This window comes from Epilithonimonas sp., from assembly GCF_032054305.1.
In the GTDB taxonomy this organism is placed as follows: Bacteria; Bacteroidota; Bacteroidia; order Flavobacteriales; family Weeksellaceae; genus Epilithonimonas.
Window position 1 is genome coordinate 185,710 of record NZ_DAMBSX010000004.1, and the last position, 24,949, is coordinate 210,658.

Genomic DNA, 24,949 nt, shown 5'->3' on the forward strand with positions numbered 1-24,949 from the left:
ATCAGTCAAAGTTCTCCTCCTTTATTCAAAATTCGACCGCAAAAATACATACTATTTTTTAGATTTCAAAATCAATTCCTATTAATCTGGTATGAATTTACTCAGGCTTGATACTGACATAATTTTCCTGATCCTTGTAATAATTAAGTCTCTGCTCCATGGATGTTCTGATCTCGGAAATCAATTCATCAATGATTTTTTGCTTATAAGTCGGCTTATAATAGATCAAACTGATCTCTCTGAAAGGAAACGGCTTAATAAATCTGGAAACTTTTTGTTTCTGTTCAGTTGACAATTGCTCAATTCCCATTTCCGGAAGAATAGTGATGCCACCTACTTTGTCAACCATTTGGATCAATGTATTGATATTGGAAGCCAAGAACTCCAAGTTATTTGGTTTCAAAGAATTTTCTTTCAAATGACAGATATTTTCGAACTGGGTTCTAAGGCAATTCCCTTCCTCCAAAAGCCAAACTTTGTCCACATCAATATCTTCCGGAACAACAAAACAATCTTTCTTCACACCGGCTTCTTGATTTGCAGAATACAACATCAATTCCTCATTGAAAAGAAAATCCTGATAAAACTCATCCGCAGCAGAATATGGCGTTGAAATGATTCCTGCATCCAGCTCTCCGGATTTCAAAGATTTAATTATACTTTCTGTGGTCATTTCCTTGATATTCAATTCGATCTGTGGATTATTTTGAAGGAATTTGAAGATCTCATTTGGAAGAATATAGCTTGAAACAGTCGGGATGATCCCGAGATTCAGTTTACCCGCAAGAATATTGTTTAGGAAATTAGCTTTATTCTTCAGTTCATTTACAGAATCGATGACTTTCTGAGCCTCCTTGATGATTTCAGCTCCTGCGTCTGTTGTTCTGATCGGATGCGTTGTTCTGTCAAAAACTTTTACATCGAGCTCATCTTCAAATTTCTGAATCATCGCACTAAGTGTTGGCTGAGTAATAAAACAAGCTTGTGCAGCTTTACCAAAATGCTTATATTTATCTACTGCAATCAGATATTCTAGTTGTTGGATATTCACGACTTGTAATTAATTTTATCTATTACAAATATACTTATTAATTTGTTTCATGAATAAGTTTTTTTATCGAATTTTGTCTCTCAACAAATGAATTAAATCATAAATCTAAAATATGGAAAACAAGAAAAAACTCACAAATTCCGTTGGCTCACCATATTACGAGCATCAGGATTCACAAACTGTTGGACCAAGAGGGCCGGTTCTGTTACAAGATTTCGTTCTTCAGGAGAATCTTGCACACTTTGTAAGAGAAAGGATTCCTGAAAGAATTGTCCATGCCAAAGGTTCCGGTGCGTATGGAACTTTTACAGTTACGCACGACATTAGCAAATATACAAGAGCAAAATTGTTTTCAAAAGTTGGTAATTCTTGCAAAATGTTTGCGAGATTCTCGACAGTTGGTGGAGAAATGGGAAGTGCAGATACAGAAAGAGACCCGAGAGGTTTTGCTTTGAAATTCTATACAGAAGACGGAAACTGGGATCTGGTAGGAAATAACACTCCTGTTTTTTTTATTAAGGATGCAAAAAAATTCCCCGATTTTATCCACACCCAAAAACGTGTTCCGAAAACCAACCTGAAAAGCAAGACTATGATGTGGGATTTCTGGTCTTTGAATCCGGAATCGCTTCATCAGGTACTGATTCTGATGTCCGATAGAGGAACCCCTCATGGATACAGACACATGCACGGGTTTGGTTCCCATACTTTTTCTATGATCAATGAAAATAATGAGAGAACTTGGGTGAAATTCCATTTCAAAACACAACAAGGCATCAAGAATTTTTCTGATGAAGCAGCTACAAAAATGAAAGGCGAGAATCCTGATTTTTCTCAGGAAGACCTTGTAAATGCCATCGAAAAAGGAGACTTCCCCAAATGGACGCTTTACATCCAGACCATGACGGAACAACAAGCGAAAGAATGGCGCTGGAATCCGTTTGATGTAACAAAAGTTTGGTTCCAAGATGAATTTCCGTTACAAGAAGTTGGTGTAATGGAACTGAATGAAGTTCCGAGAAATTATTTCGTTCATGTAGAGCAATCGGCTTTCGCGCCAAGTCATTTGGTTGACGGCATCAGTTTTTCTCCGGACAAAATGTTACAGGGCAGGCTATTCTCTTATGCTGATGCGCATAGATACAGAGTTGGTGTCAACTCTCATCAACTTGAAGTTAACAAATGTCCTTTTGCCGTGAATAATTTCCAAAGAGGAGGTTTCATGGCAGACGATTCGGATTATGGGGACAAACCGAATTATTATCCAAACAGCTTCAGTGATGTAGAACCAAGCGAATCTCACAAAGCTTTGGACTATGATTTGGACAATTCTCACGTTGCTCATTACGACAGAAATCAAAACGATGATGACCATTACACGCAACCCGGATTATTCTACACAAAAGCTCTAAATCAAGAGGCAAGAACAGCTTTGGTCAATAACATTGTTGGACATATGAGCGGAATCGATGGTCCAAAACGTGATGAAATTATCAATCGCCAACTTTGTCATTTCTTCCGAGCTAATATTGAACTGGGAATGAGAGTTGCGCAAGGACTCGGTGTAAACATTGATGCTAATGCGATGAATCACGCTAAGTAGACTCAGAGATAATAGATTGATAGAATAAAGACTTTCAAATATAACCTTTCGATTTTTCGGAAGGTTTTTTTTATTGATCACAAGCAAATTAATAATTATTTCTTTAAATTCGCTTCCCTTTAATTTAATCTATGAAGAAAACTTTATTACCATTTTTAGCAGCTGCTCTATTTTCGGTTTCAAGTTTTGGCCAGCAAAAAATTTCTTTTGAAACTTCCGAAGGTTACAATCTTGCAACAGTTGTCGGTCAAAAAGAATGGACTGTGAAAACAGATAATGTTCCGAACAACAATTTCAAAGTTGTCACCGGGAAAGCAACAGATGGAAATAATTCTGTCGAAGTAACCAGCACCAATAACTATACTGAAAACTTCACATTTCTTTTCAAAAAAATCCCAGAATATAACAGGCTTTCTGTTTCAGCAGACGTAAAGTTGGAGAAACTGAACAGCTCGGATTATTATATGCTGTCATTGTATTATAATAATAATGGGAATTACTCTTGGGCTGGTGGATTTAATTTTATGTACAGCGGAAAACTGTACGCCGATAGTGATGTTAATTTTTTAGATCTCGGAAGTTGGGTTCCCGATAAATGGTACAACTTAAGAATTGAGATAGACCACGTTACAGAAAAAAATGTAAAATATTATCTTGATAATCAATTAGTGCACACTTCTTCTCTAGGAACAAAAGTTGTAAGAGCGAACGATTTGAATTTCGAATTTGATAACGACGGCAGCGGTTTTATCGTGGATAATATCATTATTAAAGATATGGACCAACTTTCGGTTTCTGAAATTAATAAAACTCAAATCAATATTTTCCCAAATCCTACTTCTGATTTTATTAATATCAAGTCTGATGAAAAAATCAAGTCTGTCAAATTATATAGTGCTTTGGGTTCGTTGGTAAAAACAGAAAATAATGAGTTTTCAAGAATCAATATCTCAAATCTTCCAAAAGGAAATTATCTGATCTCTATAGAAACTGATTCCGGAACCGAGACTAAAAAAATCATTAAAGAATAAACTCAATTTTCTTTAAATTTTAATAACGGTTGCTGATGATTTGGCAACCGTTTTAATTTCCCAAGCCGTTTTTTTTCATTACTTTTGTAACTATGAGTCAAAAATGGATCTATAAACCCGAGCCTGATGAAGAGATTGTTGACGGACTGATTTCTTCGATAGGATTTGGAACTTTAGAATCCAAAATCCTAGTCATGCGTGACATTGACAATTATCAAAAAGCACGCGAATTCTTCAAGCCAAACGGCACCGACATACATAATCCTTTCCTTATGGCTGATATGCAAAAAGCGGTGGAACGCATTGCAACGGCGATAGAAAACGGGGAAAAAATATTAGTTTACGGTGATTACGATGTTGATGGAACAACGGCTGTTGCATTGATGTATCTTTATCTGAGTAAAATTGTCGATAAAAAATATCTTGAATTCTATATCCCCGACAGAAATGTTGAAGGTTATGGCATCTCCGATGAAGGCATATACTTTGCAAAAGAAAATGGATTCTCTTTGATCATCGCATTAGATTGCGGAATCAAATCCATTGATAAAATTGACCTTGCCAATTCTGTAGGTGTTGATTTTATCATTTGTGACCACCATTTACCAGGCGAAGAACTTCCAAAAGCCATTGCGGTTCTGGACCCAAAAAGAAAAGATTGCCGATATCCTTATAAAGAACTCAGCGGATGTGGTGTTGGCTTCAAACTTTGCCAAGGCCTTAATACAATTTACAAAATCCCGGAAAGTGAGTTATTTGAATTGACGGATCTTTTGGCAATCAGTATCGCTTCCGACATTGTTGCAATGACCGGGGAAAACAGAGTTCTCGCAAAGCAAGGATTGAAATTCCTCAGGAAAACCAGAAAATTTGGTTTAAGACTTTTGATTCCCGAAGAGAAGTTGGCTCATTTTGAAATTTCGAACATTGTTTTTGATATTGCTCCAAAAATCAATGCAGCAGGAAGGATTTCTCATGCAAAAGCAGCAGTTGAACTAATGATCTCGGACAACCTGAAACAAGCTCAGCAAATCGTGGATGAGATCATCAATCTGAATGATGAACGTCGCGAGATGGATGTCAACATCACCCAATCTGCAATGAGCCAAGCCCTTGAGCTACAGAAAACCGAATGTTATTCTACAATTGTATATGATCCGAGCTGGAACAAAGGTGTAATTGGGATTGTCGCTTCAAGATTAATAGAAAACTATTTTAAGCCAACACTTGTTTTTACGGAAGGTAATAATGGCGAACTGGTAGCTTCCGCAAGATCCGTCTCTGATTTTGACATTCATAAAGCACTGGAATACTGTTCTGACCTATTTATGAAATTCGGTGGTCATCAGGCTGCTGCAGGTCTCTCAATGGAAAAAGAGAAATTTGAGGAATTCAAGATCAAGTTTGAGGATTATGTAAAAAATAATATTCAGGAACATCAAAAAGAACCAACTATTTATGTGGATAGTATTGTAAAACCTGAAGATCTGAATAGAGAATTCATTAATTTTCATAGAAAATTAGCACCTTTTGGACCTCAGAATATGAAACCTATCCTGGTTCTTAAGAATGTAAAAGTCAATGGCTACGTAAGATTGATGGGAAAAGAAAGTTCTCATCTCAAATTCAATATTTCTCAACCGAATACCGGAAGGAATGTCGAATGTGTAGGCTTCCGTTTCGGGCAATTTACAGAAGATTTCAAAACAAAAAGCTTTGATTTGGCATTTACAATTGAGGAAAATCACTGGAAAGGAAATGTTTCTCATTTTCTGAATATACGAGATGTTAAATTTCATAATTAATAAAAACACCCGACTCAAAACTGAATCGGGTGTTTTTATTTGATAAGGATTCTTTTCTATTCTTTGATTATCTTTTGATTGACTACTCCTTGCTTCGTCATAATCTTTAAGAAATAAATACCTTTACCATTATTGATGGTGAATTTTACCCTTTTTGATGGTGCAAAATGCTTCTTTTGCAAAATACGACCAACCGCATCATGAACCTCCACAGATAATATTTCAGAATCACTATCAATATTTAGTTCGCCATGTGTAGGAACTGGATATACACTCACACTTTGCTTTATCGGCTCCAGGCTCTGAAGCGTTATTGTTGGCGGAACTAACTTATTAGCATTCATAAGACCTGTAGAACTTGTCACGATAGCATTGACATCCAAAGATTCTCTTACAGTAGAATTATTAGAATACACCAAAACTTTGATATAATATGTTCCCGGGGATAATGCATAGTTATCTACTTTTGGACTTCTGCTGTTTACCCAACCTTTGAAACCATCACTATACCATTGTGTTCTTGTGATCTCTGTTTCTGTTTCACTTCCGTCTGCTTCCACTTTTACCAGATAGGTCCAGTTTCTGACAAAAGACAGGCTCCTTAAATTCAGCTTAGCGTCTGTAGCATTATTTGGAATTGTGAATACTCTACTCTTATAATTATAGTATCCTTCGAAATTATTAAGGCTTATCCATCGGCTATTGACACCGGTCGACATATCCGCATAACTCCATCCTGTATAGGTCGTTCTGATCTTAGGAGTAATCTCCGTTCCATTGATATCATATCCTTTCCAATCATCATCATCCGCATCAACAGCAATGAAATTACCATTATTATCCTTTCCAGTAGAAAGATCCGCCACGGTATTACCTATTTTGAAAGAAACAGTCCTTACAGATAAATTATTGTCCGCATCAGAAATAGTCAGTTTAGCAGTATAGTTTCCAGCGTTATTATAAGTCACCGTAGGTTTAATATCAGAGGTTGAAGATACAGATGTCGCATTCGGGAATTCCCAAGTATATGAAACAATATCTCCCGTGCTAAGACTTGCATCAAAATTGATTTTATAATTATTTGATGTAAAATCTGTCGCTTCGTAGTTGATTTTAGCATTTAATACAGAATGCTCGTCCAATATTGTAGTAACATACTCATTGGTAGTTATAGGGAAATTATAGTCAAAATAGATATCCGCACTATTGTCCACAGTATCACCTTCCTGCAGATTTGTAACCGATCTTACTTTCAATAATACATTACCATGTCCACCAGCTTTCAGCTTTATTTTTTTAAATCTAAATTCTACCTCGTTACCAATAATTACAGTAGTAACATCCGCAGAAGCATTCTGCAATTGCAAAGTATTGATATCGAATTCTGCTGGGTCTATCTTCATCTTTACAACGATATTTTCCGCCTCTGCCGTCCCAGTATTCTCAAAATTAACAACATAGTGCATATATTTACCAACAGCAGTCGTAGGCATGATCTCTCCTTCCATACAAGTGATATCGTTCGGATCAAATGAATTGACAACAGTCTGATCGAATTTGAAATTGTTATCTTCCGGAGTCTGATCGCTCGCATTGGGTGTGATCTGCGCATTGAACGAAAGAGTATCACCGGAATTCACCGGGTTTGTAGGGTTGGTTGGTGTATTGATGGTAAAAATCAGTTCTGTAGCCTCATTAGCATAAGGCTTCAAATTATTATAATTGAATTCTATCGTACCATTGCTGATTACCGAGTATGGGAGGGAACTACTTTGGAAGGCCATTCTATTATGATCATAATTGATAACAACCTTTCCTGACAATGTCGTATTCCCCTTGTTTCTCCAAACCAATTTATAAGTTGCATCGAAACCCGGTCTTGCTCCGGTAAGTGGCGCGATCACAATTTCTGCGTCATTTTGAGTTCCATTAGCTGTTACGCAAATATCCTGGGTGAAAACATTATTGTTGGAATCTGCAAAACTCGTAGAAAAATTAGCCGGAGAAATCGTAAATAAAGCAGGATTTTCCGCAAGAGCAGTGATATTGAAATTGCCCGCCTGTGTATAGAATTCATACTTTCCATTCTGTTGAACGAAGGTTTCTCCAGAAGTTGTTCCGTCATTGATTTTCAATTTCAAGAATTCGAAAGGATTGTCTGAAGTATCGCAACCATTGTTGTTGGTATCTATTTTTACAGTTCCTGAGATTGTATTAAAGTTTCCGCCTGGTGTGAAGGAGCAGTAGGAATTCACATTGGCTGTTATTCCAGCTAGTGCTAAATTTGATTTTATTTCTTCAATTTCCGAATCGTCTGCACAGATATACTTGAGGCTTGTATTGGAAAATGCACCAGAATAGTCTTCTATATATTGTTGTTTTCCGTTTTTGATGAAAAGAGATTCCAAATTAGGATTGTTCATCAAAGCAATAATTTCTAATTTTTTATTCTGAGAAAAATCTAGTGTTGAGAATTTTGAATCAGGACAATAGATCAGTTTAAGATGCTCCAGAGAAGACACATCTATTGTAGATAATTTGCTATCTCCAATATAAAGATTTTCAATTTTAAGAGTATTATCAAAACTTAATGTCTCCAGATTATTTCCGCCGACACTCAAAGTTTTCAGATTGTAGCAATTTTTAATATTTAAATCCTTTAGTTCAGTTTGCTCTGCTGTTATTTCTGTAATAGAAGAGCAATTTTCAAAATTTAATTTATTCAGTTCTGAATGGTTGTAACCCATTGCAAAAAGATAATTGAACTTTTCTAAGGATTGGCAATTTTTGAAATTGGCACTGAGCAAGCCCATCTGCCCCGTGATATCTAAATTTTTTAAAGAAATGCAATTTTCTGCGTTCAACAGATGTAAAAAACTCGTATTAAAATCAGGTTGCGGATCTCCAATCACACCGTAATTCACTCTTGTCGACAGTGTTTCTAAGTTTTGTAAATTACTTACATCCAATGCAGTAAGAATTTGATTATTAAGACTTAGTTTTTTAAGTAACAAATTACTTTTAACATTGAGATCACTAAGGGGTCCAAAATTATTAAAATAAGGATTGGAACTATAAACAATATAATCTAGATTTAGAGTTTCCAAATTAACAATAGGGGTGGCATCAAAAGAATCCCCTTTGAATCTTTGTACAATAATGCTCTTCAAATTTGGAACATTGCTTATGATAAAATCATTACCCGCAAACAAGTCTATCGATGAAAGCAGGGCACAATTATTTGCTTGTAAAACCTGTAAAAATTGGGAATCACATTTGATTGTTTCCAAACTACTACAGTTATTAGCAATCAATTCGCTTATCCCAGAATTGTTATTTGAAGCATTGTTAATGAGATTCAAATTGGAGAGTAATGGGCAATCACTCACATCCAATGTCCCAATCTGCATCGGATTATAGATCTGGAAATTTCCATTTATCGAAACTGTGGTCAGTTGATCGCAGTGGCTGAGATCTATGTTATCAAATCCTATATTAGAGATACTGACCGATTTCAGATTGTTATGATTATTGAGTATCAATACTTCAGATGGATCAAAATAGAAACTGTCACTATTGAGAGTGAGATTTTCCAGCAAATCAGCATTCTGAATCTTATCCAAAAATAAATTATTGGGGGAAGTGCCATAACTCAAACTGAGGTTTTTGAGCTGTGGGATAACATCCCCATTCGCAAGTTCTATACTAGAAAGATAAAGTGATTCCAGATTAGGAAGATTGGTTAGAGATACTTTTCCAGGGTCAGAATTATAAAAGCCAGATGTGAAGCTCTTTAATTGGCCTAGTCCCGATATAATTATTTCACTCGTGGGCGTTGCAATCCTGGACAGTTCTATAGATATGGCATTGATAAAATAATTAATGCCCCCATAATCCGCAATTGGATCTGTTTCATTGAAGTCCGGCTCTTGATACCCACCACCAAAATCAATCATCTTTGGCTGTATTTTTATGTCACTTACAGCTTGGGCTTCAGTCATACTGATTTCCCCGTCTCCATTTGCATCTATGGCAAAATAATTTCCACTTAAATTTTTTGCAATTGTATTACTTGGAGAAGAGGACAAAAGAATGGCTTTAAAATTCGCATCCGGAAAATTGATGTTTTGAGCCCGCATTCCTATAGAAAAGAATGCAAGCCAAAAGAGTAATTTAGTTTTCATCATTTGTGTTTATCGTGGTAAATTTAATTTAAAAAGACAATATGGTTGTTGGACCATTTAGAATTCGTTGGCTTTGAATTAGAATTTAAAATCTGCTGATCAGATCTTGTAATCTATCCCTTTTTCTTTGTGATACCGGGAGCTTTGCATTGTCCGACATGACTACAAATCCTCCATCTTTTTTGATGTAGGACCTCAACTCGTTCAGATTGATCAGGTGAGATTGGTGGATACGCTCAAATCCATGATCTGATAGCAACTCTTCATATTCTTTCAAAGTTTTGGATATCATGACCACCTTATTATGATTTTTGATATAGAATTTGGTATAATTATCCACCGATTCGCATCGGATAATATCCTTAATCTCAAAAAGATGAATTCCATCCGAAGTTGACAAGGCTATTTTTTTGAAATTATCGGTTTTCCTTGTGATATTTTCCAGAAGCAGCTCGATGTTTTTATTCTCACTGTTCAAATGAGTTATGTTTTTGATTTTTCTAATAACCGCCTGGAGATCTTCCGGATCGATCGGCTTTAGGAGAAAATCCAACGCACTGAATCTAAAAGCCTTTATCGCAAATTTTTCATGAGCTGTTACAAAGATAATATGTGAGGAGATCTTTCCATATTTTGTATTAATATTTTCCAAAATATCGAATCCCGAACCGTCATTCATCATGATGTCTAGGAAAATAATTTGAGGATTTGTTTTTTTTATCAGCTGTATCCCGGTTTTTACACTTTCCGCTTCTCCCAGGATTTCAATCTCTGGAGCGTATAAAGACAACATCGCCTTCATCCCATTTCTGAGGTTATGGTCATCATCTATTAAAATTGCAGTTATCATCATTTGTGTTTTATAAATTCTAATGGCAGTTTTATCAGGACCTGAGTTCCCAAGACAATTTCATTATTATTTAGTTCTGTAATATCCAATTCGATTTTTTTATTTTCCAGTTGCTCCAGCGTTTCCAATCTTTTCTGCGATATCTCCATTGCCATAGATCTGTGTGCGTTGACAAAATTTGTTTTCACCATCTTCGATTTTTCGATTCCCACACCGTTGTCTTTGATAGTACAAATAAGATACTCACTTCTCTGTTGAAAAGTGATATCAATGAAGCCTTTCCCATCTTTGGGAACTACACCATGAATGATGGCATTTTCCACATAAGGTTGCAACAGCAAAGATGGAATTGCTGCGTCATCTTCAATTTCCGGATCTTTGGAAATCTGAAAGTCGAACTTATTGTTGAATCTTAGTTGTTCCAATTCGAGATAATTCTTCAGCGCCTCTATTTCTTTATCAATTGTAATTGAGGATTCTTTGGAAAACTCCAGGGTAAGGCGCATTAGTTTTGAAAATTTGGAAAGATACCTGATCGCTTCCTCTTTTCCATTCTGCATTACAAAAGCCGAAATCGCCGCCAGGCAATTGAAGACAAAATGCGGATTCATCTGTAGATGCAAAGCTTTGTGTTCAAACTCTGCTAGTTGCTTTTGGAGGAGAATTGTTTTTTGCTTCTCTCTGTTTCTGTAATAGAAAAATGTTCCCAGCAGAAAAATCCCTGCCAACGCAATGATAAAAAGCCATTTCAGCCTCTCACGGCTCGCAATCTGTCGTTTTTCCAACTTTTCTTTTTCATATTGGAAGTTAAGTTCGGTTTTCAGTCGTTGTTGTTCATTTCTTACAACATCAAAATTTTCTTTTTCGATATCATAATTTTTGAGATGTAATAATGCTAATTTTTGATCTCCTTTTTTATCATATATCTGTGAGAGCAGTTTTTCAGCATTCATAGTTGCTTCTGTCAATTCCAATTCTTTTGAAAGTTCAAGACCTTTATTTGCAAATTTTAGAGATTCATTCAGTTTATTTTCATTAAAATAAATTTCTCCCAAAAACAAATAAGTATCGGACAGACCAAATTTGTCATCAATCGATAAAAATTCTTTCTCCGCCTTTTTCAAATTGGATTTAGCTGATTCGATTTGCCCTATTTGAATATAATATTGAGAATAATTGTTGTAAAGCTCTCCTAGAGCTCTAGGATTTTCACTTTTTTGATAAAATCTAAAACTTTCGTCAAAATATTTTTTTGAATTTTCCAGCGTATTCTGATAAAGATAGATCAGTCCAATATTGGACGCACTTGCAGCAAATGTTGCTTCATCTTTATTTTTTGAGATCTTGTTAGCTTTCAAAAAATATTCCAGCGATTTTTCTTTGTCATCAATAGACTTATAAATGACCCCAATATTATTATAAAGTTTAGAGATCTGAACCTCATTCTTTGTCTCTTCATAAATTTTCAACGCTTCAAAATCATGATCTAAGGCTTTGGCGTAATTATTTTGTTCAGAATAGACAACACCTTTACTTCCCAATGTTTTAGCAAGTGTTTCTTTTACTTTCCCATCATTAGAATTAATTTTCAAAAGGATCTTTTCTGACGCCTCAAAATTTTGCAAAGCTTTATCGTAATCTCCAAAAATCAAAAATGAAGTTCCAATATTCTGATAAGCAACAGCCTGTTGATAAGGACTATGGTATTTTTTCGCATTTTCTAAGGCAAGAATTGCAAACTTCTGCATCTGCTCCGGATCCGAATGTTTGTATGCATCGGAGATCTGATTTTGCAAAACAAGAATATTCTGAGGAGTCTTTTCTTTTTTAAGAACTGCCAATAGAGAATCCGCAGCAGATTGAGCCGATATAAAAAATGCAGAAAGTATCAGTAGAAAAAATAGAATTTTTCTCATCCGTTGTGTTTGTTGCAAAATTAATCATAAGTAATTGATTTTAAAAAGATCTAATGAGAAAACGCAGTTTTTGGATGAGAATTCGATTTCAGATTGACATTTTAATTCTTTAAATTTGAGGTTTATAAATCATTGATAATTTTGGAAAATCGCAAAAAGATCGGATTATTTTTCGGCTCATTCAACCCCATTCATATTGGTCATTTGATTTTGGCCAATTATATTTTGGAACATTCTGATATGAAAGAATTATGGTTTGTAGTGAGTCCGCAAAACCCTTTCAAAGACAAAAAATCACTTCTGAAAGACCACAATCGTTTGGATATGGTACAATTGGCGATAAAAAATTATCCAAAAATGCGAGTTTCCAATGTTGAATTCTCTTTGCCAACACCAAGTTATACGATTGACACTTTGACTTATCTTCAGGAAAAACATCCGGATTATTCTTTCTCACTTATAATGGGAGAAGATAATTTGAAAAGTCTTCACAAATGGAAAAACTATGAATTGCTTCTGAAAAATCATCAGATCATTGTTTATCCTAGAGTTTTCGGAGAAGAAAAAAGAGATGAAGTCTTCGAGAGCCTCAGACTGACAATTGCGCAGCACGAGAATATTCATCAAATTGATGCGCCCATCATAGAACTTTCTGCAACGGAAATCAGAAATATGATCAAAGAAGGTAAAAATGTGAGGCCAATGCTTCCACCGGAAGTTTTTGAATATCTTGACGGAAGTAGTTTCTATAAATAAATCGTGGATGAAAAGATGTTTTTTCCTATTAGTTTTTTTTAATTTTATTTTAGTATTTTCTCAATTAGACTCTTTACAAAAGAAAAGATGGGAAGAAATCAATAAAAGATTTGAAGAACAATGTACTAAAGATGCAAAAAGGGCCATAGAAGATTCTAAATCGCAAACTATTTATTATATCAGTATTCCTGCTCCAAATGGGGAGGATTTTCTTCCAAGTAAGGAACTTGGAGAAATTTTAAAACCTTATGGAATCAAATTTGGAGGGAGTTGGATGGGAAGTGACATTGCAGGTTATTACACTAATAATCTGTGCTATAAAAGCTCTATGACAAGATTTGCTGAAGAAAAATTTGGAGAAAAATTTTTTGAAGATAAAATGCAAGAAGCATTAGTCACTTTTATAAAAAATAATCCAGAACGAGTATTTGATTATAGAAGCGAATCATTGAGTTTTTCTAAAAATAATTTTGAGGGAGACTTTTGGGATCATTTCAAATTGCCAAAGAACTATATTAAAAGAGCTAACAATGAAAATTTTTCTAAAGTATATGCCTACTTTATTGTGGACAGAAATGGCAAAGCAAATGATGTAGAGTTTGAAAGTGAATTTATTAACCTGAAAAACAAAAAACTTGAACCACAAATTTTAGCATCTATAAAAAAGCAGATTTTAGCTTATAAATGGAATCCTAATACCTACAAAGGATTTGTTGTGAAAAGCAAAAACACTATAGCCGTCACTTTTCCTTAATTATTTCACATCATAAAATAATTAAAAATGAAAAACTTAGTTATCTTAATTTTACTTTTCCCAATATTATTTGTTGCTCAAAACAAAGAAGTCATTAGAATAAACTGTGATTCAATTTTTAATAAAAAAGGTTATTCCGTTGCTTTGGAATTTGACCCGAAAGACCAAGCGATATTGAATATCCTATTTACTTTTTCAAAGAAAATCAATGGTAAAGAAAAAATAATATATCAGGAAAAATTGCACAGCCAGTTTCAGAATATGGAGTTCATCGATTTCAATGGTGACGGGATCAAAGATATTTTGATAGAAAACACTTCTGATGCGAGAAGTAATTTGACTTATCATCTTTTTATTGTTGATCTCAAAAATCAGAAATTGAGGAAAATTGAAGGTTTTGAAGAAATTAAAAATCCAAATTATCTCAAAAAATACGACCTAATAGATTGTATGGTAATGTCTGGAAAAAATTGGACCAGCTTTTATAAGATCGAAGGAAATAAAATCAAGGACTTTGGATATGTTATAGAAGATGGCGAAGACGACAATGGAAAACACCTGGAATATGATAAAAATTACAAGCTGACTTTAGAAAAGATTCTGAAATCTGAAAAAGAAAAAAAATGAACATCATAGAAAAATATTCCTCAAAATATCCCGAAGAAAAAATCATCAAATGGTTTAAACAAGTTTGTCTTGCAGAAGCGGTTTCCTGGTTTTTACTTTTCACGGCGATGGTCTGGATTCGTGTTGAGCCAAAAGGTCTTTTTGCAATTATTTACATTAGCACCATGGGAAGCATTCACGGGCTATTTTTCACGCTTTATCTTTTGCTTTTGCTTCCTGTGAAAAAGATTTTTAATTGGGATGATGAGGATTCAATTTTTGCTTTATGTGCAGCATTTTTCCCTTTTGCAACGATTTGGGTCGATAAAAAATTAGCCCGAAAAAATCGGGATGAATGATGAATATCAATGAGGAAAATCTTTTATTTGAAGTCAAACTTTGTAACTTTAAAGTATAAAAAATAGATTTCCATACATGAAAATTACATTTTTCTCTTCTAAGCCTTATGACAAGGAATTTTTTGACAAAGCGAATCAACAATTCAATTTTGAACTGGATTATTTTGAAACACATCTTGGTCCGCACGTCCTGAATCTCATCGAAAATACCGATGCTGTCTGCGCCTTCGTGAATGACAAACTGAATGCAGAAGTTCTGGAATCGCTTGCCAGCAAAGGTGTAAAATATCTTGCATTGCGTTGCGCAGGTTTCAACAACGTGGATTTGGAAGCTGCAAAACGTCTTGGACTAAGAGTTTCCAGAGTTCCAGCTTATTCTCCTGAAGCGGTTGCGGAACATGCAATGGCAATGATTCTCACACTTAACAGAAAAACACATAAAGCTTACAACCGAGTTCGTGAACAGAATTTTGCATTGAATGGATTGATGGGTTTTAATCTTTATCAAAAAACAATCGGGGTGATTGGAACGGGAAATATCGGTGCTGCATTTGCCAAAATCGCTAAAGGTTTCGGAGCGAAAGTTTTAGCTTATGATATTACTGAAAATCAAGAATTGAAACAACTTGGAATCGAGTATGTTTCTCAGGAACAATTACTTTCTCAATCCGATGTTGTTTCACTTCATTGTCCACTGATGGAATCTACACATCATTTGATCAATGAAGAGTCTATCAAAAAAATGAAACAAAATGTAATGATTATCAACACAAGCCGAGGCGGATTGATCGATACCAAAGCTGTCATCAACGGTTTGAAATCCAAACATATCGGTTATCTTGGAATTGATGTTTATGAGCAGGAAGAAAAATTATTTTTCCGAGACCTCTCCCATACGATTATTGAAGATGATACGATTCAGCGTTTGATGAGTTTCCCCAATGTTTTGGTTACGGCACATCAGGCATTTTTCACTCAAGAAGCACTTGAACAGATTGCTAATTCTACTCTAACAAGTCTTGCTCATTTTGAAAAAAATGAAGAATTTGAAAATCCGAACGCTGTTTTGATTTAGAATTTAGTCAAAATAATAAAATAAAACCTTAAAATTCCCGTCCGAACTTTCGGATAATGAAGCCATTGCAAAATCTGCAGTGGCTTTTTTCGTTTTTTTCTGATTCTGATGTAACATATTTTTGATTTCGATTGTCTTACTTATAAAGTAGTTAAAATTTTTAAATCTGATAATCAAACAATTACATCATTTAAATAATTTTATTTACTACTTTGTATTGCATAATACTTAAATTAATATATATCTTTGCAATGTTAAATATTAGAAACTACAAACTACCTTAATAAAACCAAGTATTATGAAAGCTAAAATCCTAATTGCAGTTATCTTTTTCTCAGGAATGATTTCCGCACAACAAGCTCAAAAAAACACAGACCAGATAAAAAATATTGAAGAAGTAAAACTTAGTAAAAAAGTTTTCGTGAAAAAATCCGACAGATTTGTTTATGATGTAGCTTCTTCTCCCGTTGCAAAAGGAACAAACTCATTCAATCTTTTGCAACAAACTCCAATGTTGTCTAGCACAGATGGAAAGACCTTCAAAATAATGGGAAAATCCAGCGTTGTTTTTTACATCAACGGAAAAAGAACCCTGATGGATGCAGAAGCTATTACTGAAATGCTAAAAAACACACCTTCAGAAAATATTCAGAGAATAGAAGTGGTAACTGTTCCGGGAAGCGAGTTCCAAGTTGAAGCAAACGAAGGTGTGGTAAACATAGTAATGAAAAAAAGTAAAACGAACGGTTACAACGGAACTTTGAAAATGAATAACAGCCAGAGTTTTTATAACAATCCTTCTTCAGGTGTTGCTTTCAACCTAAGGCAAAACAAGTGGTCTTTCAATTCCAATTTCAATATGGGAAGTTACAGAGAAAGAGAGAAATATACGCTTTCCAATGGTGATGCTACTTTCAGAAATGATTCTTACGGAACAATGGATGACCCAAACAAAAACTACGGTGGAAGTATCAATATCGATTATGAAATTAATAAAAATCAGAATCTTGGATTCAGTTATAATATGAGATATAACAAGAGTTTCGGTTCTGTGTTGGATATGACAAATTATGAAGATGGAATTTTATCAAATAACACTATAAATCAAGAAGATGCGCAAACGAGAAACCATAATTTCAATCTTAATTACGAAATTAAAACTGATACTCTTGGAAGTAAATTGACTTCAAATATTTCTTATTTGTGGTTTAATAGAGACAAAAAGAGTCTTGGTGAAACATTTCCATTAATTCAAGGTGGTAAATACAGTGCTTTCAAACAAGCTGTTCCTCAGATCATTAATAATTATGCTGCGAACGTAGATTACATCAAGAAATTCAGAAATGAAAGTACTTTCGCTATAGGAACAAGTTACAACTTTACCAATACTGACAGTGATACAAGACAGGATGATTTCGTGGGAAATGATTTCATTAATAATACCAATCTTTCCAATCATTTCATTTATAAAGAAAATATCATTGGTGCTTATGCAACTTATGAAAAAAAATTCTCAGACAAATTCACAGGAAAAATTGGAACAAGATTAGAAGCGACAATTAGCTCTGGTGATGTTGTAGGAAAATCTGACATCGGTTTTGAAAGAAACTATAACAATCTTTTGCCTTATGCGACATTGAATTATGCCATTAATGATAGCAATAACATCACTTATAGTTTTTCCAGCAGAGTCAGAAGACCTGGATTCGGACAACTGAATCCTTCCAGAACGTACTTTACACCAACCAATTATATTCAGAACAATCCTTTTATGCAGGCTTCCAGGAATTATAATCAGGAAATCAACTATATGTACAGGAACGCTTTCTATGCTAATGTGAGTTTCAATTTTGCTGAGAATGCTTACGGGCAGCTTCCATTACAAGGAAAGATGATTGACAACGCAACTGGCGAGGAAACCAAATTCTTAAGATATATCAGAACCAATTATGGTAATAATAAACAATTGGGATTGACTTTGGGAATGAACAAAGCTTGGTTCGGAGACATCTGGACAACCAATTATTCTGCCAATTTTGAATATGCAACAATCTCCGGAGGTGTAACGAAAGACCCAACTTCACAACCAATAGAAGGATTCACAGAAGTATTACAACCTTACACAATAAATGTAAAAACCCTGAATATGTTCTTCCAAACCAACAATATGCTAAGATTATCTGCGAAAAAAGATTGGTATCTGGGTGTTAATTACTGGATAATGCCTTCAAGAGAAATGGAAATTGGAAAACTTCACACACAACAGAGCTTCGATGTGAACATAAAAAAAATAATGGGAAATTTCACATTCCTGGTAGAAGTAAATGACCTTTTCAATCAAAATATCGATGACATCAGAACTGTACAATCCAACGGAAGTTTCAACAATGTGAGAAGTTTCCAATACAGAAGAGAATTCAATGTGAATGTGACTTACAACTTCGGAAATCAGAAACTGAAAAAAGCTAGAGAAGTGAAATCTGCTAACGACGCCATCCGCTCCAGAACTTAATTAAAAAAATAAAACTCTCAAACACCAAATCATCCAACTCTATAACTCTCAAACCCTAAAACTCTCAAAATGAAAACCAAGACTCTCATCGCCGCCATATTTTTCTCAGGATTGATTTATGCCCAGGAAACCAAAACCGATTCTGCAAAAACTAAAAACATAGAAGCTGTTACGCTGACAAAACAAGTCTTCAAAAAACAAAGCGACCGTTTCGTTTATGATGTTGCCGCATCGCCGGTGGCTAAAGGAAACACAGCATTCAATTTATTAAAGCAAACACCTTTGGTTTCTTCAACGGATGATAAAACTTTGAAAATCATTGGAAAAAACAATGCTGTGATTTTTATTAATGGCAGAAAAACCAATATGGATGCAGAGTCATTAACTCAATTTCTAAAAAATACACCGGCAGAAAATATCCAAAAAATTGAGGTCATCACACTTCCTGGAAGTGAGTTTCAGGTGGAATCTTCGGACGGAATCATCAATATCGTTCTAAAGAAAAAAATGACCGACGGACTGAACGGAAATATGAGAATGGGAAATTCCCAAAGTTATTATAACTCTTCTTACGCAGGACTTTCTCTTAATTACAGAAAAGACAAATTGGGAATCAGCTCCAATATCAATACAAGCCAAAATATTCAGGAACAATATTATATTCTGAGAAATGGAAGTGATAAAGCGAGCAACCAATCGGAGGGCAGAGTCACCGATCCGAACAAAAATCTCGGTGGTTACCTGAATATCGATTATCAACTGAATGACAATAGCAATCTTGCTTTGACTTATAATTCCTGGGCCAATAGAAGTTATGGTTCTACGTCCAATCTTTTCAACACCATTAATTCAAAAAATGATGCAGGTGTAGCTTTACCGACCAAATATAATTATACTAAAAATCTTGAAAATGCACGTTCTTACAACAATTCATTAAACTTAAATTATGAATTAAAAACAGACACACTTGGAAGTAAATTGAATTTGAACGCTGCTTATCTAAACTATAAACGTTTTCAAAATGCAGATAATATCACTTACAGATCAGATGTCTTCCAGAATTTAGGTCCAAAAATGATAGAAATCAACCAAAGTACACCTCAGATTATCAACAATTTTTCCTTCTTGGGAGATTACATAAAAAAATTCAAGAATGATTTTACAGTATCCATTGGAGGAAATTTTAACAAAACAAAAACAGATAATGACACAGAAAGCAACACCAATAATTATATCTATTTCAAAGATGGAAATGGTAATGATACTAATGACCTGAAGGAAATAATCCTTACACAAAACCCTAACCTCTTCATCTATGACGAGAATATCTATGGATTCTATCTTACATTGGAAAAGAAGTTGTCTGATAAGTTTTCGGGAAAGATCGGTTCCAGATATGAGATAACAAATAGCGTCGGAAAATCAGACAATGCACAAAACGAGTCGCTTAGAAATATTAAAAGAAATTACAACAATTTTCTTCCTTATGTCAGTCTCAATTATGCTATCAATGATAATAATAACGTTTCTTATGCATTCTCCAGTAGAATGAGAAGACCTAGTTTCTGGGAGCTGAATCCTGTCAAAAACTTTCTGACAGATGTTAATTACACACAGAATAATCCTTTTGTAAAAGCTTCTTCTGTTTATACGAATGAGTTTACTTATATGTTCAAGAATTCTTATTTTTTGATCCTGAATCACTCCTATTCCAAAAATGTGATCACTCAGGTCCCATTGCAAAGAGAGATCGTTAAGGATGGGGTAAATTATAAAGAGCTGCGATACATCAGAACCAACTTCGGCGATAAGCAAGAGATGTCTGCTATGATTGGGATGCAGAAATCTTTCTTCAAACAATATCTGACCTCGAATTTTAATATCGGGATACAGAGAAATGTAAATGACGGATTCCTCAACACAGACCCGATCACGGGCGATATTTTCCCGGATTATGTGAACAAAATCAAATCCAACAGCTTATTGATTCAAACCAACAATACTGTGAGATTGGACAAAAATAAAACATGGTTCTTGGGTGTGAACTATTGGTATGTGGACAACCAGCAGATAGAATTGGGAAGACTGAAATCTCTGATGAGCCTGGACGCTAACATCAAAAAAGTATGGAACGATTGGACTTTTACTCTAGAAATCTATGACCTTTTAAAAACCAACAAAGTAGTGATTACAGATTATCAGGACAATGGAAATTTCAATTACATCAATCAAAATCAATACAACCAAAGCGTGAACTTCAGCATCACTTATAATTTTGGGAACAAAAAAGTTCAGAAAATAAGAGATATCAGCAGCGCAGATAAAGACATTAAAAACCGCACCAGATAAACGTTCATTATATATTAAATCAAATTTTTCAATGAAACTCCCGATTGGTTATCCGGGAGTTTTTTATTTATATTTAATTTTTATTTCTTCGGCAAAAAGACCTCTGCCAACATACATCTGGCGCTTCCGCCACCGTTGGTCTCTATCACTTCCAAATCGGAGTAGATAATTTCGCAATATTTTTCGATTGTAGTAACTTGCTCGGGCTTCAAAGACCTGTAAGCACTTTGGCTCATTACTAAAAATTTTTCTCCAAAATGATTTTGGACCTGAAGCATATTTCCTGCAAAATTCTGCATTTGGTCTTCGGAGATCTCTATCAATTCTTTTCCTGAATTTTTAATTGTTTCAACCACTTTTTCCCTTTCCAGTCCGTCATCTATACAATCTAAGCAAATCACTACAAACTTGTCCGCAACGCACATCATCACATTAGTATGATAAATTGGCAATCTTTCTTCGCCAGCCGTTTGATAAGAATGAAAAACTATAGGTTTGAATCCAAACTCACTACAGAATTTTCTGAACAAATCTTCATCCAACCTCAACGAAACTGAACCGTAAGCAATCTTATTATCGTGGTCGAAAATCATGCTTCCTGTTCCTTCCAAGAATTTATTGTCTTTTTCGGTTTCAGAATAATCGATGATTTCGTTGATAATAAATTGTTCTTTGATATGGTCAAGAATATCATTTCGCCTTTCCAAACGTCTGTTTTCAGCAAACATCGGATAGAGAACCACTTTTCCATTTGCGTGAAAACTTACCCAGTTATTTGGAAAAATAGAATCTGGTGTTTTTGGGTCAAGGGTATCTTTTATGGTAATGACATTGATGCCTTTCGCTCTCAGTTTTTCAACAAAAGCATTGAACTCTTTCAAAGCTTCACCTTGAACATTGCCTTCCTGCTGAACCTGAAAATAATTGTTAACCGCCGTCTGCTCATTGAATCCGAAAGCAATTGGTTCTATCATTAAAACTGTATCTGTAGTTTGCATTTATAAGTTTGAGTGTTTTAGAATGAGAGAATTTGAGAGTTATTTTTCTAATGAGAATGAACACCATTTATTGGATTGATTCATCATAACTACAAGCATTCCAATTATCTCATTATATTGATTGTTCAAATTATTAAATTGTTCTTCGTTTATATAATCACAAGCGAACGAAAACCGAAGCCAGGTTTGAGTTTATCTTGCTTCTCCTTCAGAATCTGTAAGCTTTGCGACAAATGACTTTTCATATTTTCGTTTTCCCCACGCTTCGCTAATATTTGCAGAAACCGACCGAGACGAACGTCTTATTTGGTCTGTTAAAGAATAAATTTCTTCTTTTGGAAATGTTTTTGAGAGTTCGAATATTTGCATTGCGCCATTAAAGGACTTTTGAAAAACTTTCAAATCTTGATGAAATTTAATTGTTGACATCTTGTGTTTTTTATAAACTAAAATAAAAAAAATATCAACAAACTCAACGCTAAAACTCTCTGACTCTCAAATTCGCCTACTCTCTAACAAGCGGAAGCGTGGAGCATCTCAACAAGCCTCCCATTTTGGAAATTTCTCGATAAGGGATTTCTTCTACGGTAAAGCCCCACTCATCTCGCAGATGATGATTAAGTCTCGTGAAGGCCTTATCAGAAACCACAATATCCGGTGCAATTGAAAAGATGTTAGGAACCATGTCGAACATTTCTTTATCATTGATCTCGAAACAATTTTCTTCTCCAAAAATATCAACCAACAACTGATAATCAGACTCGTCAACAAATCCATTTTTATAAATGATACATTTGTCATTTCCAACAATATTGAATGTACAATCCAAATGAAGAATCCCTTCGTAGGGTTTTGTATCATTTTTTCTCAAATCAAGGTCGATGATCCTTTTCTTTGGAAAATATTCTTTCAGAATCTCTATGGCGTATTCGTTTGTTCTTGCCGTTTTAAGATTTCTATAATCTGGGCTATAACTTGTCCCGATGAAAAGGAATCCGTTCCAGACAATCACATCTCCACCTTCTATATGTGCCGTTTCCGGAAGATTGATAATATTCCTCCAAGACACTTTATCGATGATATGTCTGTAAGCTTCCTGTTCGTCTGCTCTATCCGGAATGATATTCGAAATTATCATTTTGTCCTCTATCACAAACGCAACATCTCTCGCAAAAACCTGATTGTAATCTTTGATGATTTTCGGTCGGAAAACCTCGACATCATATTTTTTCAGAACCTTTTCGAACTCTGTCATTTCAGAAATAATATCCTGTTCCTTTGGGTAGATATTATTCTCAATGGTGTGATAAGATTTCGCATCATAACTTTCTTCCAAAGTTGGGACAGCTCCGTTTGATTTTGGCTGTCCAAGAACTACGGATTTCAGTCTTCCTGTCTCGTTTTTGATATTTAGTCTCATATGTTACTTGCAGTCATTTCTAAAGGTCAAATGCAATCGCTGTATCCATAAGTAATTGGGCTAAAAAACCACGGCGATTTCATAATTTCAGAATCACGCAAATATAATTAAAGGATTCAAACCATTAATATTTTATTTTAGTTAATAACACCTGCCGGAAGGAGATTGTTGGAGAAAATTTTAGATTATATTATAAAAATGCCAAAAAAAATCCCCGAATAATTACTTTCGAGGATTTTATATTGATTTTCAGAAATTTTTATCTGTTTGCAATATCCACATAGTCACGGAGTTGTGAACCTTGATATATCTGTCTTGGTCTTCCGATAGGATCTCCTTTCAGTCTCATTTCTCTCCATTGGGCAATCCATCCCGGCAATCTTCCTAATGCAAACATTACAGTGAACATTTCTGTTGGGATTCCCAAAGCTCTGTAGATGATTCCTGAATAGAAATCTACGTTTGGATATAATTTTCTTTCGATGAAGTATTCATCCTCCAAAGCTACTTTTTCTAACTGCATTGCAATATCAAGTGCTTTATCTTGGATACCTAATTTTCCTAGAATATCATCCGCCGCTTTTTTGATGATCTTTGCTCTTGGGTCAAAGTTTTTGTAAACTCTGTGTCCGAAGCCCATCAATCTGAAGCTATCGTTTTTATCTTTTGCCTTCGCAACCCATTTGTTCACATCGCCACCATCCTTTTCTATCAATTCTAGCATCTCGATAACCGCCTGGTTAGCACCCCCGTGCAATGGTCCCCAAAGTGCAGAAACACCAGCAGATATAGATGCGAATAATCCTGTGTGTGCAGAACCTACCATCCTTACTGTAGACGTAGAGCAGTTTTGCTCGTGATCAGCATGAAGGATCAATAATTTATCTAATGCCGCAACTACCACCGGATCTAATTCAAATTCCTCGTTTGGTAATCTGAATGCCATTTTGTAGAAATTCTCAACATAGTTCAAGCTGTTATCACCGTGATTGATCGGCAAACCTTGAGTTTTTCTATAAGTCCAGGCGCAAAGATGAGAGAATTTTGCGATCATCAGTTCTGCTGCAAGATCCATTTCTTCTTTTGATTTAACATCTACTGCCTTCGGGTTGAATGCTGTTAAAGCAGAAGTTAAAGCAGACAAAACACCCATAGGATGTGCAGAACGCGGGAAGACATCGATCAGCCTTTTCATTTCGTCCGCCACGAAGTTATATTTCTTGATGTTGTTCTCGAATGAAGAAAACTGGTCGGTTGTCGGCAATTCCCCATGAAGCAAAAGATACATCACTTCTGTAAAATTGGATTTCTCAGCAATCTGCTCTATTGGATAACCTCTGTAGAATAATTCTCCTTTATCACCATCCAGGTATGTAATTTCACTAATTGTAGCACCTGTATTTTTGTACCCAAGATCCAAAGTAATCAAACCTGTTTGATCTCTCAATTTGGAAATATCAATTCCTCTGTCACCGATAGTACTATCTACGATCGGATATTCGAAGCTTTTTCCATCGTAATTTAATATAACTTTATTATCTGACATTTTAAAAAAATTTATTTGCTAAATATAACACTTTCAGTCCTAATGCTCAACTGACAAAAGTCATATCTCACAATCGATTCTATTAATATCAACAATTGAATAAAAAAAATAATTGTTTATGAAAAACCTAAATA

17 protein-coding genes and 1 pseudogene are annotated in these 24,949 nt (G+C 34.9%); 10 read left to right on the plus strand and 8 right to left on the minus strand.

Annotation, left to right across the window (positions count from 1 at the left end):
* Positions 1–97: 97 nt before the first annotated feature.
* On the minus strand, positions 98–1,051 hold the full coding sequence (locus RTX21_RS10010) for a hydrogen peroxide-inducible genes activator (protein ID WP_312767290.1): 954 nt from the start codon (positions 1,049–1,051) through the stop codon (positions 98–100).
* A gap of 112 nt (positions 1,052–1,163) precedes the next feature.
* Between RTX21_RS10010 and RTX21_RS10015 the strand changes: the two genes are divergently transcribed.
* The 3 genes from RTX21_RS10015 (at position 1,164) to recJ (ending at position 5,490) form a co-directional block, all read left to right on the plus strand.
* Positions 1,164–2,654: a catalase gene (locus RTX21_RS10015; protein ID WP_312767291.1), complete on the plus strand. Its 1,491-nt coding sequence runs from the start codon at positions 1,164–1,166 to the stop codon at positions 2,652–2,654.
* 131 nt (positions 2,655–2,785) lie between these two features.
* Positions 2,786–3,685: a T9SS type A sorting domain-containing protein gene (locus RTX21_RS10020; protein ID WP_312767292.1), complete on the plus strand. Its 900-nt coding sequence runs from the start codon at positions 2,786–2,788 to the stop codon at positions 3,683–3,685.
* A 92-nt stretch (positions 3,686–3,777) separates the two neighbouring features.
* Positions 3,778–5,490, plus strand: coding sequence for a single-stranded-DNA-specific exonuclease RecJ (gene recJ / locus RTX21_RS10025; RefSeq protein WP_312767293.1), 1,713 nt, complete (start codon positions 3,778–3,780; stop codon positions 5,488–5,490).
* Positions 5,491–5,546: 56 nt separating this feature from the next.
* On the opposite strand, the gene RTX21_RS10030 is transcribed toward recJ, so the two are convergent.
* The 3 genes from RTX21_RS10030 to RTX21_RS10040 form a co-directional block, all read right to left on the minus strand.
* Positions 5,547–9,677, minus strand: a complete 4,131-nt coding sequence (locus RTX21_RS10030; RefSeq protein WP_312767294.1) for a PKD domain-containing protein — start codon at positions 9,675–9,677, stop codon at positions 5,547–5,549.
* An 82-nt stretch (positions 9,678–9,759) separates the two neighbouring features.
* On the minus strand, positions 9,760–10,527 hold the full coding sequence (locus RTX21_RS10035; protein WP_312767295.1) for a LytTR family DNA-binding domain-containing protein: 768 nt from the start codon (positions 10,525–10,527) through the stop codon (positions 9,760–9,762).
* Positions 10,524–12,440, minus strand: coding sequence for a histidine kinase (locus RTX21_RS10040; RefSeq protein ID WP_312767296.1), 1,917 nt, complete (start codon positions 12,438–12,440; stop codon positions 10,524–10,526). Before RTX21_RS10040 ends, RTX21_RS10035 begins: the two co-directional genes overlap by 4 nt.
* A gap of 141 nt (positions 12,441–12,581) precedes the next feature.
* Between RTX21_RS10040 and nadD the strand changes: the two genes are divergently transcribed.
* The 7 genes from nadD (at position 12,582) to RTX21_RS10075 (ending at position 20,851) form a co-directional block, all read left to right on the plus strand.
* A complete protein-coding gene (gene nadD / locus RTX21_RS10045) occupies positions 12,582–13,196 on the plus strand; it encodes a nicotinate (nicotinamide) nucleotide adenylyltransferase (RefSeq protein ID WP_312767297.1) in 615 nt (204 codons plus the stop codon).
* Positions 13,197–13,203: 7 nt separating this feature from the next.
* Positions 13,204–13,950 (plus strand): hypothetical protein, encoded by a 747-nt coding sequence (locus RTX21_RS10050; protein WP_312767300.1) that lies wholly within the window; start codon positions 13,204–13,206, stop codon positions 13,948–13,950.
* Between the two features lie 27 nt (positions 13,951–13,977).
* On the plus strand, positions 13,978–14,577 hold the full coding sequence (locus RTX21_RS10055; RefSeq protein WP_312767302.1) for an XAC2610-related protein: 600 nt from the start codon (positions 13,978–13,980) through the stop codon (positions 14,575–14,577).
* Positions 14,574–14,915, plus strand: coding sequence for a DUF3817 domain-containing protein (locus RTX21_RS10060; RefSeq protein WP_312767304.1), 342 nt, complete (start codon positions 14,574–14,576; stop codon positions 14,913–14,915). The genes RTX21_RS10055 and RTX21_RS10060 overlap by 4 nt, the downstream gene beginning before the upstream one ends.
* 76 nt (positions 14,916–14,991) lie before the next feature.
* A complete protein-coding gene (locus RTX21_RS10065; RefSeq protein WP_312767306.1) occupies positions 14,992–15,990 on the plus strand; it encodes a 2-hydroxyacid dehydrogenase in 999 nt (332 codons plus the stop codon).
* Positions 15,991–16,288: 298 nt separating this feature from the next.
* Positions 16,289–18,502: an outer membrane beta-barrel family protein gene (locus RTX21_RS10070; RefSeq protein WP_312767308.1), complete on the plus strand. Its 2,214-nt coding sequence runs from the start codon at positions 16,289–16,291 to the stop codon at positions 18,500–18,502.
* Between the two features lie 69 nt (positions 18,503–18,571).
* Positions 18,572–20,851, plus strand: coding sequence for an outer membrane beta-barrel family protein (locus tag RTX21_RS10075; RefSeq protein ID WP_312767310.1), 2,280 nt, complete (start codon positions 18,572–18,574; stop codon positions 20,849–20,851).
* A gap of 80 nt (positions 20,852–20,931) precedes the next feature.
* On the opposite strand, the gene ctlX is transcribed toward RTX21_RS10075, so the two are convergent.
* From ctlX to RTX21_RS10095, 4 genes and pseudogenes are all read right to left on the minus strand, one after another.
* On the minus strand, positions 20,932–21,849 hold the full coding sequence (gene ctlX, locus RTX21_RS10080) for a citrulline utilization hydrolase CtlX (protein ID WP_312767312.1): 918 nt from the start codon (positions 21,847–21,849) through the stop codon (positions 20,932–20,934).
* A gap of 39 nt (positions 21,850–21,888) precedes the next feature.
* Positions 21,889–22,278, minus strand: a pseudogene (locus RTX21_RS10085) (four helix bundle protein).
* Positions 22,279–22,354: 76 nt separating this feature from the next.
* Positions 22,355–23,269 carry an arginine deiminase family protein gene (locus tag RTX21_RS10090; protein ID WP_312767314.1) on the minus strand — a complete coding sequence of 305 codons (915 nt, stop codon included), beginning with the start codon at positions 23,267–23,269 and terminating at the stop codon, positions 22,355–22,357.
* Positions 23,270–23,528: 259 nt separating this feature from the next.
* Positions 23,529–24,815 carry a citrate synthase gene (locus RTX21_RS10095; protein ID WP_312767317.1) on the minus strand — a complete coding sequence of 429 codons (1,287 nt, stop codon included), beginning with the start codon at positions 24,813–24,815 and terminating at the stop codon, positions 23,529–23,531.
* Positions 24,816–24,949: the final 134 nt, after the last annotated feature.

Bases quoted from the DNA above. Each gene is read 5' to 3' on its own strand.
- RTX21_RS10060 (WP_312767304.1), top strand. From the start codon at position 14,574: ATGAACATCATAGAAAAATATTCCTCAAAATATCCCGAAGAAAAAATC.
- ctlX (WP_312767312.1), bottom strand. From the start codon at position 21,849: ATGCAAACTACAGATACAGTTTTAATGATAGAACCAATTGCTTTCGGA.
- RTX21_RS10075 (WP_312767310.1), top strand. From the start codon at position 18,572: ATGAAAACCAAGACTCTCATCGCCGCCATATTTTTCTCAGGATTGATT.
- RTX21_RS10055 (WP_312767302.1), top strand. From the start codon at position 13,978: ATGAAAAACTTAGTTATCTTAATTTTACTTTTCCCAATATTATTTGTT.
- RTX21_RS10050 (WP_312767300.1), top strand. From the start codon at position 13,204: ATGAAAAGATGTTTTTTCCTATTAGTTTTTTTTAATTTTATTTTAGTA.
- recJ (WP_312767293.1), top strand. From the start codon at position 3,778: ATGAGTCAAAAATGGATCTATAAACCCGAGCCTGATGAAGAGATTGTT.
- RTX21_RS10015 (WP_312767291.1), top strand. From the start codon at position 1,164: ATGGAAAACAAGAAAAAACTCACAAATTCCGTTGGCTCACCATATTAC.
- RTX21_RS10065 (WP_312767306.1), top strand. From the start codon at position 14,992: ATGAAAATTACATTTTTCTCTTCTAAGCCTTATGACAAGGAATTTTTT.
- RTX21_RS10030 (WP_312767294.1), bottom strand. From the start codon at position 9,677: ATGATGAAAACTAAATTACTCTTTTGGCTTGCATTCTTTTCTATAGGA.
- RTX21_RS10070 (WP_312767308.1), top strand. From the start codon at position 16,289: ATGAAAGCTAAAATCCTAATTGCAGTTATCTTTTTCTCAGGAATGATT.
- RTX21_RS10095 (WP_312767317.1), bottom strand. From the start codon at position 24,815: ATGTCAGATAATAAAGTTATATTAAATTACGATGGAAAAAGCTTCGAA.
- RTX21_RS10020 (WP_312767292.1), top strand. From the start codon at position 2,786: ATGAAGAAAACTTTATTACCATTTTTAGCAGCTGCTCTATTTTCGGTT.
- RTX21_RS10090 (WP_312767314.1), bottom strand. From the start codon at position 23,269: ATGAGACTAAATATCAAAAACGAGACAGGAAGACTGAAATCCGTAGTT.
- RTX21_RS10040 (WP_312767296.1), bottom strand. From the start codon at position 12,440: ATGAGAAAAATTCTATTTTTTCTACTGATACTTTCTGCATTTTTTATA.
- RTX21_RS10035 (WP_312767295.1), bottom strand. From the start codon at position 10,527: ATGATGATAACTGCAATTTTAATAGATGATGACCATAACCTCAGAAAT.